The organism is Nitratireductor sp. J20-h4 (assembly GCF_056780505.1).
The window spans coordinates 2,736,823-2,750,515 of sequence record NZ_CM165557.1 but is presented as its reverse complement, the minus strand read 5'-3'; the positions used below and the strand labels follow the sequence as shown (position 1 = coordinate 2,750,515).

The 13,693-nt window shown below is 63.7% G+C and carries 18 protein-coding genes; 11 read left to right on the top strand and 7 right to left on the bottom strand.

Going from position 1 to position 13,693, the window contains the following annotated elements:
• Positions 1-31: 31 nt before the first annotated feature.
• The 4 genes from ACT2B0_RS13410 to tdh all read left to right on the top strand — a co-directional run bounded on the left by ACT2B0_RS13410 (position 32) and on the right by tdh (position 1,996).
• A complete protein-coding gene (locus ACT2B0_RS13410; protein ID WP_473465688.1) occupies positions 32-295 on the top strand; it encodes a type II toxin-antitoxin system ParD family antitoxin in 264 nt (87 codons plus the stop codon).
• On the top strand, positions 292-609 hold the full coding sequence (locus tag ACT2B0_RS13405; RefSeq protein ID WP_473465685.1) for a type II toxin-antitoxin system RelE/ParE family toxin: 318 nt from the start codon (positions 292-294) through the stop codon (positions 607-609). Before ACT2B0_RS13410 ends, ACT2B0_RS13405 begins: the two co-directional genes overlap by 4 nt.
• Positions 610-614: 5 nt before the next feature.
• Positions 615-878, top strand: a complete 264-nt coding sequence (locus ACT2B0_RS13400) for a VOC family protein (RefSeq protein ID WP_473465683.1) — start codon at positions 615-617, stop codon at positions 876-878.
• 83 nt (positions 879-961) lie between these two features.
• The gene (tdh, locus tag ACT2B0_RS13395; RefSeq protein ID WP_473465680.1) at positions 962-1,996 is read left to right on the top strand and encodes an L-threonine 3-dehydrogenase; all 1,035 of its coding nucleotides are present in this window, start codon (positions 962-964) and stop codon (positions 1,994-1,996) included.
• A gap of 36 nt (positions 1,997-2,032) precedes the next feature.
• On the opposite strand, the gene ACT2B0_RS13390 is transcribed toward tdh, so the two are convergent.
• Positions 2,033-2,494 (bottom strand): MarR family winged helix-turn-helix transcriptional regulator, encoded by a 462-nt coding sequence (locus tag ACT2B0_RS13390; protein ID WP_473465677.1) that lies wholly within the window; start codon positions 2,492-2,494, stop codon positions 2,033-2,035.
• 123 nt (positions 2,495-2,617) lie between these two features.
• Here ACT2B0_RS13390 and ACT2B0_RS13385 point away from each other — a divergent pair, with 123 nt between their 5' ends.
• Together ACT2B0_RS13385 and ACT2B0_RS13380 are read left to right on the top strand one after the other, a co-directional pair.
• The gene (locus ACT2B0_RS13385) at positions 2,618-3,631 is read left to right on the top strand and encodes a fumarylacetoacetate hydrolase family protein (RefSeq protein ID WP_473465675.1); all 1,014 of its coding nucleotides are present in this window, start codon (positions 2,618-2,620) and stop codon (positions 3,629-3,631) included.
• A gap of 174 nt (positions 3,632-3,805) precedes the next feature.
• A complete protein-coding gene (locus tag ACT2B0_RS13380; RefSeq protein WP_473465673.1) occupies positions 3,806-4,093 on the top strand; it encodes a hypothetical protein in 288 nt (95 codons plus the stop codon).
• Positions 4,094-4,172: 79 nt separating this feature from the next.
• Here ACT2B0_RS13380 and hppD read toward each other — a convergent pair whose 3' ends face one another.
• Positions 4,173-5,285: a 4-hydroxyphenylpyruvate dioxygenase gene (hppD, locus tag ACT2B0_RS13375; protein WP_473465670.1), complete on the bottom strand. Its 1,113-nt coding sequence runs from the start codon at positions 5,283-5,285 to the stop codon at positions 4,173-4,175.
• Positions 5,286-5,436: 151 nt separating this feature from the next.
• Between hppD and ACT2B0_RS13370 the strand changes: the two genes are divergently transcribed.
• From ACT2B0_RS13370 to ACT2B0_RS13355, 4 genes are all read left to right on the top strand, one after another.
• Entirely contained in the window at positions 5,437-5,901 is a 465-nt protein-coding gene (locus ACT2B0_RS13370; RefSeq protein WP_473465668.1) for an Lrp/AsnC family transcriptional regulator, read from the top strand.
• Positions 5,902-6,084: 183 nt separating this feature from the next.
• The gene (locus ACT2B0_RS13365) at positions 6,085-7,131 is read left to right on the top strand and encodes a TRAP transporter substrate-binding protein (protein ID WP_350155220.1); all 1,047 of its coding nucleotides are present in this window, start codon (positions 6,085-6,087) and stop codon (positions 7,129-7,131) included.
• Positions 7,132-7,378: 247 nt separating this feature from the next.
• A complete protein-coding gene (locus tag ACT2B0_RS13360) occupies positions 7,379-7,912 on the top strand; it encodes a TRAP transporter small permease (protein ID WP_350155222.1) in 534 nt (177 codons plus the stop codon).
• A complete protein-coding gene (locus ACT2B0_RS13355) occupies positions 7,909-9,231 on the top strand; it encodes a TRAP transporter large permease (RefSeq protein ID WP_350155224.1) in 1,323 nt (440 codons plus the stop codon). Before ACT2B0_RS13360 ends, ACT2B0_RS13355 begins: the two co-directional genes overlap by 4 nt.
• Here ACT2B0_RS13355 and ACT2B0_RS13350 read toward each other — a convergent pair.
• The 5 genes from ACT2B0_RS13350 to ACT2B0_RS13330 all read right to left on the bottom strand — a co-directional run bounded on the left by ACT2B0_RS13350 (position 9,225) and on the right by ACT2B0_RS13330 (position 13,256).
• A complete protein-coding gene (locus ACT2B0_RS13350) occupies positions 9,225-10,973 on the bottom strand; it encodes a SulP family inorganic anion transporter (RefSeq protein ID WP_481658399.1) in 1,749 nt (582 codons plus the stop codon). The two genes, ACT2B0_RS13355 and ACT2B0_RS13350, sit on opposite strands and share 7 nt — an antisense overlap.
• 112 nt (positions 10,974-11,085) lie before the next feature.
• A complete protein-coding gene (locus ACT2B0_RS13345; RefSeq protein ID WP_473465661.1) occupies positions 11,086-11,421 on the bottom strand; it encodes a protein tyrosine phosphatase family protein in 336 nt (111 codons plus the stop codon).
• A 50-nt stretch (positions 11,422-11,471) separates the two neighbouring features.
• The gene (locus ACT2B0_RS13340; protein WP_473465659.1) at positions 11,472-12,368 is read right to left on the bottom strand and encodes an MBL fold metallo-hydrolase; all 897 of its coding nucleotides are present in this window, start codon (positions 12,366-12,368) and stop codon (positions 11,472-11,474) included.
• Positions 12,369-12,396: 28 nt separating this feature from the next.
• A complete protein-coding gene (locus tag ACT2B0_RS13335; RefSeq protein ID WP_473465656.1) occupies positions 12,397-12,831 on the bottom strand; it encodes a DUF6691 family protein in 435 nt (144 codons plus the stop codon).
• 2 nt (positions 12,832-12,833) lie between these two features.
• On the bottom strand, positions 12,834-13,256 hold the full coding sequence (locus ACT2B0_RS13330) for a YeeE/YedE family protein (RefSeq protein WP_473465654.1): 423 nt from the start codon (positions 13,254-13,256) through the stop codon (positions 12,834-12,836).
• 92 nt (positions 13,257-13,348) lie between these two features.
• On the opposite strand from ACT2B0_RS13330, the gene ACT2B0_RS13325 reads away from it, so the two are divergent.
• A complete protein-coding gene (locus ACT2B0_RS13325; protein WP_433963051.1) occupies positions 13,349-13,687 on the top strand; it encodes an ArsR/SmtB family transcription factor in 339 nt (112 codons plus the stop codon).
• Positions 13,688-13,693: the final 6 nt, after the last annotated feature.

Here is a 13,693-nt window from a genome sequence, read left to right as displayed (position 1 = left end):
TATTGTCGCAAAGCGCTTCGGGAGATGATCGATGTCGGAAACGATGAACCTCAATGTGCGCGTCAGCGGCTCGCTTCGCGACTTCGTGACCGAGACGATTTCTGGCGGCGACTACGAAAATGTCAGCGAATATGTCCGTTCCCTCATTCGACACGACAAGGAGCGGGCCGAGCGGGAAACGTTCGAGGCCATGAAGCTGCGATTGCAGGATGGATTTGCCACGCCTGACAGCGAGTACGAACATCTTTCGGCGGACGATATCCGGCGAAGGGCGCTGGCGCGGGCACGACGATGAAAAAATACTTCCTCCAGCCGGCCGCGTCGGCACGGCTGGAGGAGATATTTCTTTATCCGCTCGATCGCTTTGGCCCGGTTCAGGCGGACGAATATCTGGATGGCGTGTTCGCCCTGTTCGAGGACATCGCCGAAAGGCGGCTGGCATGGCAGCCCATTCCGAGCGAGTTCCGTGTGGACGGGTTTTTTGCGCGATACGGGAGTCATTTCGTGTTCTGGAAATTGCGCTCCGACAATCATGTCGGGATCGTCGCGATTCTCCATCAGCGCATGGACATGGCCCGCAGATTGCGTGAGGCTGTCGGTGACCGCTGAACGTCGTGGTATCTGGCGTTGAGAAGCCGTTTCTGGGAATTCACCAAGACAAGGAAACCAGAAAGCGCCCATCGCCACACGTCAATGAGCCGGGCTTTGCTCACCTTGCCTTCGAGGTGGAAAATATTCGAGCGGTGAGAAGCGAAATCATTCGGTTGGGCGGAACGGATCAGGGGAAAATTACTGCTCTTGGAACCTTCAAGTCAGCCTTCGTGGCGGTCCATATGAGGGATCCGGAGGGCAATGTGATCGAACTGGAGCAATCCTGACTGTTTCGGTTTCGAGGAACGGCAGGCGGCGTCGAGGCGCGACTTGCGAGGCGGTTTTTTCGTTACGTTTGGGAATTTGAGCCATGTCCAACATGATGCGCGCACTGGTGAAGGCGAAAGCCGAGCCGGGGATCTGGATGGAACGGGTGCCGGTGCCCGAGATCGGCCCCAACGACGTCCTGATCAAGGTCGGGAAGTCGGCGATCTGCGGCACCGACGTCCATATCTATAATTGGGACGAATGGGCGCAAAAGACCGTGCCGGTGCCGCTGGTGACGGGGCACGAATTCGTCGGCGAGGTCGTCGATGTCGGTCAGGCCGTCAGCGAATACCGGGTCGGCCAGCGCGTGTCGGGCGAGGGGCATATCGTGTGCGGCCATTGCCGCAACTGTCGTGCCGGCCGCGGCCATCTGTGCCGCAACACGCTCGGCGTCGGCGTCAACCGGCCGGGCAGTTTCGCCGAATATCTCAGCCTGCCGCAGCACAATGTGGTCGCCATCCCCGACGACGTGCCCGACGAGATCGCGGCGATCTTCGATCCGCTCGGCAACGCCGTCCACACCGCCTTGTCGTTCGATCTGGTGGGCGAGGACGTGCTGGTCACCGGCGCCGGGCCGATCGGCATCATGGGGGCGCTGGTGGCCCAGGCGGTCGGCGCACGCAAGGTGGTCATCACCGACATCAACCCGGTGCGGCTCGCGCTGGCACGCAAGCTCGGCGTCCATCACGTGGTCGATGCGTCGCGCGAAAAGCTCGCCGACGTGATGGAGGAGGAGCACATGAAGGAAGGTTTCGACGTCGGGCTGGAAATGTCGGGCTCGGCGATCGCCTTTCGCGACATGATCGATGTGATGAACAATGGCGGCAAGATCGCCATTTTGGGCATCGCGCCGACCGCCTTCGAGATCGACTGGAACAAGGTCATTTTCAAGATGCTGACCCTGAAAGGCATCTACGGCCGCGAAATGTTCGAGACCTGGTACAAGATGATTGCCCTGGTGCAGGGCCCGCTCGACGTATCGGGCCTGATCACCCACCGCATCGGCATCGACGATTACCAGGACGGTTTCGAGGCGATGCGCGACGGCAGCGCCGGCAAGGTGGTGATGGACTGGTAGGGCGCGCGCCGCGTTCCGGTCGGTCGTGGGCGACACTCAAAGCAGCGCGCGTTCGAGCGCGCGCAGGCCGGCGAGCAGCGCGGCGCGGTCCTGCGGGCTGATGCGGGCGAGCAGCCTTTCCTCGAAATCGCGCGCGATCGGAACGAGTTCGCGATAGACGCGCGCGCCGGCTTTCGTCAGCGCGAGATTGTCCACCCGCCGGTCGGCTCCGTCGGGCCGGCGCGTCAGCCAATGGCGTTTTTCCAGCGCGGTGACGGCGCGCGAGACCTTGGTCTTGTGCATGGCCGAATGACGTCCGACGGCGGTCGCCGTCATGGTGCCGTACTGGCCGAGCGTGGCCAGGGTGCGCCACTCGGGCCGGGTCAGGCCGTGGCGGTCCTTGTAGATACGGGCGAAGTCGCGGCTGACCGCGTCGGCCAGCCGGTTGAAGCGATAGGGCAGGAAGTTTTCCAGTTCCAGCGCGGCCGCATCCATGGTCTCATGGCGGGAAGAAGACATGGCGAGAATCGTTGATGGTTGCACTTTTGATCGTTACGGGTGCAACAAATTTCGTAACGGGTCAAACCCGGCCGGTATTCTTGACCGGGCCGGGGCCGGCCAACAGCATGGGAGCAGGCGGACTTGAAACTCGCGACGCTGAAAGACGGAACCCGCGACGGCAGGCTGGCGGTGGTTTCGCGCGACCTGACACGTTGTGCCGACGCCTCGTTCCTGGCGCCGACACTGCAGGGCGCCCTCGACGACTGGACGCGGATCGCGCCGCATCTGGAGGCGCTGGCCGAAAGTCTGGAGCACGGGTCCGTGCCGGCGGAGCGCTTTCACGAGCACGAGGCGCATTCGCCGCTGCCGCGCGCCTTTCAGTGGGCGGACGGGTCCGCCTATGTCAATCACGTCGAACTGGTGCGCAAGGCGCGCAACGCGGAAATACCGGCCTCGTTCTGGACGGATCCTCTGATGTATCAGGGCGGCTCCGATTGCTTCCTGGCGCCGCGCGACCCGATCCTGATGGCCGACGAGGCCTGGGGCATCGACATGGAGGGTGAGGTCGCCGTCATCGTCGACGATGTGCCGATGGGCGCCAGCCTGGACGAGGCGCGCGCGGCGATCCGGCTCGTGATGCTGGTCAACGACGTATCGCTGCGCGGCCTGATCCCGGCCGAGCTCGGCAAGGGGTTCGGCTTCTTCCAGTCGAAACCGTCCTCGGCGTTTTCGCCGGTGGCGGTCACGCCCGACGAGCTCGGCGCGGCCTGGGACGGCGGCAAGCTCGCGCTGCCGCTGTGGGTGGACCTCAACGGCAAGCCGTTCGGCCGCGCGGATGCCGGCATCGACATGACGTTCGACTTTCCGACCCTGATTGCGCATGCGGCCAGGACGCGGCCGCTTGCGGCCGGCGCGATCATCGGGTCGGGCACCGTCTCCAACAAGCTCGACGACGGGCCGGGCAAGCCGGTCGAGGCGGGCGGCGTCGGCTATTCCTGCATCGCGGAGATCCGCATGATCGAAACCATCGAGACCGGCGCGCCGAAAACGCCCTTCATGCGCTTCGGCGATACGGTGCGCATCGAGATGAAGGATGCGGCCGGCCATTCGATTTTCGGCGCGATCGAACAGACGGTGGAGAAATACCGGCCCTGAACCGGGCGGCGGGCGAGAGATTGTAATGGCGGCGGCTTCGGCTATCGTGCCGGCCGGCAAGCGTGTCGCGCGGTTTCGGCGTGGCGGGCGCCGCAGTTTTTTTGATCGTGTGCCTTTATTCCGAAACCGGGCCCGGTTTCAGGAGGCATGGTCTCGTCGGGGAGTGCGTGGGGAATGAACGGCCTGTTTTTCGTGGTCAGCGGCTTGTGGGCAGTGACGATGCTGCTGCTTTTCGTCCAGGCGATCCGCCTTAGCTATCGCATCGAGGCCCGTTCCGATGGCCTGCGCAATCGCAGCGGATTGCCGCGCTATGCCGCGATGCCGTTCACGGCGACGAATTACAAGGTCGCCCGCGATCCCGAGACCCAGGCATTGCGGCGGCGCATGCTTGCCTATCTGGGGCTGGTCGCGGTCGGCTTCGTGCTGATGGCCGGCTGGGTGCTTGCGAGCCGGCCGGCATAAGGCGGCGGCAAATGGACAAAGGCAGCAAAAAGCGGCGGGGTGAGCGCCGCTTTTCGTTTTGTCTCGCCCGGGGCGTAGCCTATTCGGCGGCCTGCGTGCCGATCACGCCGCGGCGAAGCTGGTCCTCCTCGATCGATTCGAACAGGGCGCGGAAATTGCCCTCGCCAAAACCTTCGTCGCCCTTTCTCTGGATGAATTCGAAGAAGATCGGCCCGATCACGGTCTTGGAGAAGATCTGTAGCAGGATCTTGGTCATGCCGCCGTTCACCACGCCTTCGCCGTCGATCAGAATGCCGTGTTTCTTCATCCGCTCGACCGGCTCGTCGTGGCCGCTGACGCGCTCGTGGCTGCGCTCGTAATAGGTCGGCGGCGGCCCGGGCATGAATTTCAGACCGTTTTCGGCCAGCCTGTCGGTGGCGTCGTAGATGCCGTCCGTGCCGACGGCAATGTGCTGGATGCCTTCGCCGCGGTATTTTTTCAGATATTCCTCAATCTGGCTGGTGTCGTCCTTGGACTCGTTCAGCGGAATGCGGATCTTGCCGCAGGGCGAGGTGATGGCCCGGCTGACCAGCCCGGTGATGCGGCCGTCAATGTCGAAGAAATGGATCTGCGAAAACCCGAACAGCTCGCGGTAGAAGTCCCACCATTTGTCCATATTGCCGCGATAGACATTGTGGGTGAGGTGGTCGAGATAATAAAAGCCGACCCCTTCGGGTTTCGTGTCGCGCGCGCCGATCCAGTCGAATTCGGCCTCGTAGGCGGATCCCTTGTCGCCGTATTTTTCGACGAAATAAAGCAGCGATCCGCCGATGCCGACGATCGCCGGCACGTCGAGCGCCTTGTCGTCGCCTTCATAGGGCGTGGCGCCCTTCGACACGGCGTGTTCAAAAGCATGCCTGGCATCGACGACCCGCCAGGCCATTGCGGGCGCGCAGGGGCCGTGCTGGTCGACGAAGCGCATCGCGTGCGAGCCGGGCTCGGCATTGACGATGTAGTTGATGTCGCCCTGGCGCCAGACGGTGATCGCCTTGGTCTTGTGCCGGGCGACCGCGCTGTACCCCATCCGGGTAAACAGCTCGTCGAGCCTTTGCGGCTCGGGGTGGGCGAATTCAACGAACTCGAAGCCGTCCGTTCCGGCCGGATTGTCTTCGGTGATTTCGGCCGGTGGCGCGTCGTGCGGAAACGGTCCCATGCTGTCCTCCATCGTATCGGCGGCGCGGGAAAGGCGCGTTTGCGATTTTTCACAGTCTAGCGCGACGGCGCCGCACGGGGCTTGCAATCTGGGCGGCGAAATGGTCTTTCTATGCACAAATCGTGCGCTGAATAGGTCTTATGAGGGAATCGTGACGCAGATCGATCAATTCGACCGCAAGATACTCGCGCATTTGCAGGAGGATGCGCGCCTGACCAACAACGATATCGCCGAGCGGGTGAACCTGTCGCCGTCACAGTGTTCCAGGCGTCGGCAGCGGCTGGAGGAGGACGGTTACATACGCGGCTATCGCGCCGTGCTCGACCGCGACAAGCTCGGCTATTCGCTGGTCAACATCATCTCCGTTACGCTTGCCACGCATAATCGCGACAATGCGCGCCGCTTCGCCGAACTCCTGTCGCGCCTGCCGGAAGTGCAGGAGGCGCACGCCTTGACCGGTGAAATGGACTATGTGCTCAAGGTCGTCACGCCGGACCTGCGCTCGCTGTCGGAATTCGTCAACGGCGTGCTGCTGCCGCACGAGTCCGTGCAGCATGTGAAGACCGCGATCGTGCTTGAAACGCTCAAGGAGGCCGGCGGGTTGCCGGTGCGGTGAATGCGGCTTGCCGCGCGGCGCGAAACAAGGCCCCGTGCGCAATCGCGCGCAATAATGTTACGATAAAATCGCCGGTTCCCGCTTTATTGTTACACTTTTTCCGCTAAGGATAGATTCCGACCGGACGCTCGTCGTCGCCTTCAGTCGCCAGGCTCCGGATCCGGATCAATTGGGAGGAACAGAATGAAAATGAAATCCTTGAAATCGCTGGCGCTCGCCGGCGCGGTCACCGCCTCCACGTTCCTGGCCGGAGGCGTTGCCTTCGCACAGGAAGTGACGCTGAAAATGCACCAGTTCCTGCCCGCGCAGGCGAATGTGCCCAAGCTGGTGCTCGATGTGTGGGCCAAGGATGTCGAGGAGGCCTCGGGCGGTCGCATCAAGGTCGAGCACTATCCGTCGATGCAGCTCGGCGGTACGCCGCCGCAGCTCATGGACCAGGCGATCGACGGCACGGTCGACGTGATCTGGACCGTGGTCGGTTACACGCCCGGCCGGTTCCCGCGCGTTGAAGTGTTCGAACTGCCCTTCATGATGACCAATGCCGATGCGACGTCGCGGGCCTATTGGGATCTGTTCGACAAGGAGATGAAGGACACCGACTTCAAGGACGTCCACATCATCGGCACCTGGGTGCACGGACCGGGCATGATCCATTCCAGCAAGCCGGTCAACGGGCTCGCCGACATGAAGGGCCTGAAGCTGCGCGCACCGACCCGCATCATCACCGGCCTGCTCGGCGAGCTCGGCGCGACGGCGGTCGGCATGCCGGTGCCCGCGGTCACCGAGGCGCTGTCGAAAGGCGTCATCGACGGGGCGGTCATTCCCTGGGAGGTGACGGCGGCGCTGAAAGTGCCGGAACTGGTCAACAACCATACCGAGTTCGGCGGCGACCACGCCCTTTATACCACCGCCTTCGTCCTGGCGATGAACAAAGAACGCTACGAAAGCCTGCCGGACGACCTGAAGAAGGTGATCGACGACAATTCGGGCCGCGAATTCTCCGCTTTCGCCGGACGGACCCAGGCGTCGGCTGACGGGCCGAGCAAGCAGGCCGCCGTCGACCGCGGCAACAATATCATCACGCTTGACGAGGACGAAGTCGCCCGCTGGAAAGAGGCCGCCCAGCCGGTCTATGAAAAATGGATCGAGGAGATGAAGGCCAAAGGGATCGACGGTCAGGCGCTGATCGACGAAGCCCGCATGCTGATCGACAAGTACACCAATATGTGATCCGTCAGGCCGACGGCGGGGCGGGCTTTCCAGCCCGCCCCGGCCCTGTTCCGGCCCGTGACGCCCATGCGGCCACGCAGACGTGATGCGTCGCGAAGGCCGCCTGCATCCCGGATCGTTGCGCATCAAACGATGTCGTGGCATCAAGGCTTGTCGGCGAGATTTAATTGTTATAGGGCATAGCTAAAACGACCCTGTGCCGATCGACGGGGCGACCGCAGCCAGGAGGTTGCGAGCGGGGAGGATCATGGAAACGATTTCCGGCATCATATACGCGCTCGCCCGGATGATGGCGATTGCCGGGGGTATCGTCCTGGCCGCGATCACCGTGCTGACGGTCGTCAGCATCACCGGGCGTTCGCTGGTGCCGTTCGGCCTGGCGCCGGTGCCGGGCGATTTCGAACTGGTCGAGGCGGGAACGGCGTTTGCCGTCTTCGCCTTCCTGCCCTGGTGCCAGCTCAACCGCGGCCATGCGACGGTGGATCTGTTCACCAGCTATTTGTCGGCCGGCGCCAATCGCTGGATCGACCTGGTCGCTGAAATCCTGATGACGCTCACGCTGATCGCCTTGACCTGGCGCCTTGCCTACGGACTGGCGGACAAGCTTCGCTATGGGGAGACGACCTTCATCCTGCAGTTTCCGATCTGGTGGGGGTTTGCCGCCGCGATGATCGGGGCGGTGGTCGCCGTGACCATCTCCATCTACATGACGGCCATGCGCGTGCGGGAAGTGGCGACAGGCCGGACGCTTTTTGCGCAGCGCCACGGGGGCGGGCATTGAGCAATCTCGAAATTGGCGTCTGGTCCTTTCCCGTCCTGCTGCTCATGATCTTCCTGCGGCTACCGATCGGCCTGTCGATGCTGTTGTGCGGCATCGTCGGCACCTATCTGGTCACCGGCACGTGGAAACCGATGCTGGGCAAGCTGAAGCTGGAAACCTATTCGACCTTTTCCAACCACTCGCTGTCCATCATCCCGCTTTTCCTGCTGATGGGCCAGTTCGCGGGCCTGGGCGGCATGTCGCGCGCCTTGTTCAAGTCGGCCGAAACCTGGCTCGGCCATCGCCGCGGCGGTGTCGCGATGGCGGCGATCGGGGCTTGCGCGGGCTTTGGCGCGATCTGCGGCTCGTCGCTGGCCACCGCCGCAACCATGGCCCAGGTGGCCCTGCCGGAGCTGCGCCGCTACGGTTATTCCGGCGCGCTGGCCACAGGGACGCTGGCTGCCGGCGGCACGCTCGGCATCCTCATCCCACCGTCGATCGTGCTGGTGATCTACGCCATCCTGGCCGAGCAGAACATCGCCAAGCTGTTCTTGTCGGCCTTCGTGCCCGGCGTCCTGGCGGCGATCGGTTACATGATCGCGATCTCGATCTATGTGCGCGTGTTCCCGGATTCCGCCGGCGCCAGCCCGCGCGCGCCCTACAAGGAACGGTTCCGCGCGCTTGTCGACGTATGGCCGGTGTTGATGGTGTTCTTCGCCGTGGTCGGCGGCATCTATTTCGGCTGGTTCACGCCGACGGAAGGCGCGGCGATCGGCGCGGCCGGCACGGGGCTGATCGCCTTCGTCAATGGCGGGCTGACACGCAAGACCTTCATCGATTCGGTCCTGGCGACGGCGACCGCCACGGCGATGATCTTCTTCATCGTGTTCGGCGCCTCGATCTATAACGGCTTTCTGGCGCTGTCGCAGGTGCCGCAGGAGATCGCGGCCTATATTTCGGGCCAGGGTTTCAATCCCTGGATCGTGCTCATCTTCATCCTGCTGCTTTACCTGATCCTCGGCTGCGTGATGGATTCGCTGTCGATGATCCTGCTGACCATTCCAATCTTCTTTCCGATCGTCACGGCGCTCGATTACGGGCTGACGGCGGAGGAGTTCGCCATCTGGTTCGGCATTCTGGTGCTGATCGTGGTGGAGGTGGGGCTGATCACGCCACCGGTCGGCATGAACCTGTTCGTCATCAACTCGATGGCCAAGGACACGCCGATCTCGCACACCTATCGCGGTGTCGCGCCGTTCGTGGCCGCTGATCTGACCCGTACGGTGATCCTGGTTCTGTTCCCGTCGATCTCGCTGTTCCTGCTGCGCTGGCTTTATTGAGCCGTCGCGGCGGGCGCCAGCTTGGCGATCGCCATGTGCTGGGACAGGAAGACCTCTCCGGTCATGTGCTCGAGAAAGTCGGTGCGCTGGAGCCGATCCATGACCGGACCCTTGACCTCGGACAGGTGCAGCGTGACGTTCATGTCGGCCAGGCGGTGATTGATCGCCTCGAGCAATTCCAGCGCGCTCATGTCGATATGGTTGACGGCCGGGCACATCAGGATGACGTGACGGATGTCCGGCGTCTGGGCGACGAGATCGTAGACCCTGTCCTCGAGATAGCGCGTATTGGCGAAATAGAGGCTTTCGTCGACGCGCAATGACAGGATGCCGGGCTGGGTTTCGACCGTGTGGCGGCAGACATTGCGGAAATGCTCGGTGCCGGGCACACGGCCGACCACGGCCATATGCGGCTTCGAGGTGTTGTAGAGATAGATCAGCACCGACAGCGCCACGCCGGCGGAAATGCCGGCCTCGACCCCGACCAGCAACGTTGCCAGGATCGTCACGGCGACAGCGGCGAAATCGGCCTTGGAATAGGTCCAGGCGCGGCGCAGGATCGAAAAGTCGACCAGGGAGAGCACGGCCACGATGATGGTCGCGGCGAGCGTTGCCTGCGGCAGGAAGAACAAAAGCGGCGTCAAGAACAGCGTTGCGAGCGCCAGACCGACGGCGGCGAAGGCGCCGGCCGCCGGCGTTCTGGCCCCGGCGTCGAAATTGACGACCGAGCGGGCGAAGCCGCCGGTGACGGGATAGCCGCCGGTGACGCTGGCCGCGATATTGGCGGCGCCAAGCCCGATCAGTTCCTGGTCGGGCTCGATGTGCTGACGCTTCTTGGCCGCCAGCGTCTGCGCCACGGAGACCGATTCCACGAAGCCGATGATGGAAATCAGCGCCGCCGAGCCGAACAGGCTGGTCCACAGGTCGGGCGAAAGGTCGGGCATGGTGAGCGGCGGCAATCCCTGTGGCACGGCGCCGACAAGCTTGACGCCGGCCTCTTTCAACCCGAAGCCCCAGGCCGCCAGGGTGGTCGCGGCGACGGCGGCGACCGGGCCCGCCTTGGCGATCACGTCGGCCGTTCGCGCGCCGAGCCCGGCGCGTATGAGCAGCGGTTTCAGGCCTTTGCGCACCCAGAACAGGAAGGCGGCCGACAGCACGCCGATGGTGGCGGTGACCGGGTTGATGGCGGAAAGGTTCTGCGCGAGCGATGTGACGATTTCGAGGAGGTTGTGACCGCCGGCGTCGATGCCCAGCACATGTTTGAGCTGGCTGGCGGCGATCAGCAGACCGGATGCGGTGATGAAACCGGACACGATCGGGTGCGACAGCAGATTGGCGAGGAAGCCGAGCCTGAACAGGCCCATCGCCAAAAGGATGACGCCGGACATGAAGGCGAGCGCGATCGCCGCCGTCAAATAGTCGGTGCTGCCCTGTTCGGCGATCCTTCCGACTGCCGTCGCGGTCATCAAGGACACGACCGCGACCGGCCCGACCGCCAGCGCGCGGCTGGTGCCGAACAACGCATAAGCCAACAGCGGCAGGATGGAGGCGTAGAGACCCATCTCCGGCGGCAGGCCGGCCAGCAGCGCGTAGGCGAGCGATTGCGGGATCAGCATGATCGTCACGATCACCGCCGCCAGCAGGTCGTCGGTCAGCACGCCACGGCCATAATCCCGTCCCCAGTCGAGAACCGGCAGGTATCGGCGCAGGAGGCCGGTCTTGTTGGCGCGAGTCTTGTTCATGCCACAGGTTCCTTCGGCGCGCACGCCGCCTTCGGCCGGCGGCATGCGCCGGCGCGTGGTCTTGTCGGGTTTCAGGGTCGAGGGAACGGGCGGCCCGGGCCGCCCCGCTGCCTCAGCCGGCCGTCTGCTGCACCAGGCCGTAAAGGTTCGTGCAGCGTCCGCCGGTGCGGCAATAGGCAAGCACAGGCTTGGGCAGTGCGGCGAGGGCCGCCGCCATGTCCGACACGTCGTCCTGCGTCACCGCGCCGGACACGACGGGGATGAAGCGGAACTCCAGTCCCGCCGCGCGGACCGCCGCCTCGATTTGGTCGTGCGGCACCGCGCCTTCCTCGCTGTCGGGCCGGTTGCAGACCACGCTTCTGAAGCCCGCGTCGGCGATGGCCTGAACGTGCTCGGCGCCGATCTGGCCGGCGACGGCGAAATCCTGGTCGATCTGGCGGATTTCCATGTCTTGAACCTCTTGCGGTACTGCGTGATGAAACTGGCTGCCGGGGTGCTTCAAAGCCCGTTCACCGGCACTTTCAGATAGGTTTTGCCGTCATCCTCCTCAGGAGGCAAGTGTCCGGCGCGCATATTGACCTGCAGCGATGGAATGATCAGCTTCGGCATGTCGAGCGTGGCGTCGCGCGCTTCGCGCATGGCGACGAACTCGTCCTCCGAGATGCCGTCACGCACATGGATATTGTGCTTGCGCTCCTCCGCGACCGTCGTTTCCCATTTGATGTCGCGGCCGTTCGGGCCGTAATCGTGGCAGATGAACAGCCGGGTTTCGTCGGGCAGGGCCAGCACCCGCTTGATCGAGCGATAGAGCTCGCGGGCGTCGCCGCCGGGAAAGTCCGCGCGGGCCGAGCCGCCATCGGGCATGAACAGCGTGTCGCCGACGAAGGCGGCGTCGCCGATCACGTGCGTCATGCAGGCCGGCGTATGGCCGGGCGTATGCATGGCGTAGGCGGTCATGGAGCCGATCGTGTAGCTGTCGCCGTCCTTGAACAGCCGGTCGAACTGCGAGCCGTCGCGCTGGAATTCGGTGCCTTCGTTGAAGACCTTGCCGAACGTGTCCTGCACGATGGTGATCCTGTCGCCGATGCCCAGCTTGCCGCCGAGCTTTTCCTGGATATAGGGCGCGGCCGACAAATGATCGGCATGGACGTGGGTCTCGATGATCCATTCCAGCTTCAGATCGTTCTTGCGGATATGCTCGATGATCTGATCGGCGTGATCATAGGTGATGCGGCCGGCCGCGTAATCGATATCCATCACCGAATCGACCACGGCACAGGCCTTGGACTGCGGGTCCTTGACCACGTAGGTAACGGTGTTGGTGGCCTCGTCGAAAAAGGCCGTGACGTCCGGCTTGACCGACAGGTCGGGCGTAAAGGGCAAGGGGGAGGTCATAGGTGCTCTCCTTCGTCGAAATATGTGTTCAGGCGATTGCGGGCTTGGCCATGCGGGTCTTGACCCATCGCGCCACGACAATGCCGGCGATCATCGCGGCAAGGAAGATCGGGGTTTGCGGATGGCCGAGGCCGAGCGCGGGAACCGCGCCGCCCGGGCAAAAGCCGGCAATGCCCCAGCCGATGCCGAACAGGGCCGAGCCGCCGACAAGCGGCATGTCGATGTCGCGGGCGGTCGGCAGGGAGTACTGGGCGCTGAAGAGCGGGCGTTCACGGGCGCCGAAGACCAGGCGATAGCCGATCGCGGTGGTGATCAGTGCCCCGCCCATCACGAAGATCAGGCTGGGGTCCCAAGTGCCGGCGATATCGAAGAAATTCAGAACCTTGGACGGGTTTGCCATGCCCGAGAGGGCAATGCCGATGCCGAACAGGCCGCCGATCAGGAATGCGGAAAAGATTTTCATTTTCAGGCTCCGATCACATGACGGACAACATACACGGTCGCGAAGGCCGCGATCATGAAAACGATGGTGGCGACGATCGAGCGCGGCGACAGCCGCGCCATCCCACATACGCCGTGGCCGCTGGTGCAGCCGGCGCCGTAGGTGGCGCCGATGCCGACGATCAAGCCGCCGACGATGAGCGCTGCCGTCGACACGGGCACAGAAAAGGCAACGCTGCCACCCGCCGCGATGAACACGAGCGGTGCCGCGACCGCGCCGGCAAGAAAGGCCGCCCGCCAGGCCCAGTCGGGTGTCGCGGGAGGGATGACGCCGCTCAGGATGCCGGTCATGCCGGCCACGCGGCCGTGCACGGCCATCAGTGCGATGGCGGCCAGTCCGATCAGGACGCCGCCGAAAAGGGATAGGTAAGGTGTGAATTCTGTCATGAGAACGCTACCGGATTGGGTTGGGGTTGCGATTGCCGTTCGCTCGCTATATATGACTATGTATTCATATGTTCAAGGAAAAAAATATGCGCATGGATATCGATCTGCTCGATCGTTCCGCCGAAAGCGCGGCGGAGCTTCTTTCGGCGCTCGCCAATAAGAACAGGCTGATGATCTTGTGCAACCTGCTCAATGGCGAAATGGCGGTTCATCCGCTCGCCGAAGCGGTCGGCATGAGCCAGTCGGCGCTGTCCCAGCAGCTCGCCAAGCTGCGCCTGCAGCGCCTCGTGGCCACGCGTCGCGCCGGGCGGGAGGTCTATTATCGGGTCGCCTCGCCGCAGGTCTCCGAGGTGCTGGCAACACTTTACCGCCTCTATTGCGACCCGGCGCAGGAGACTGAGACCCGCGACGAAATTGCGGCTGCCGTGTGATCCGGG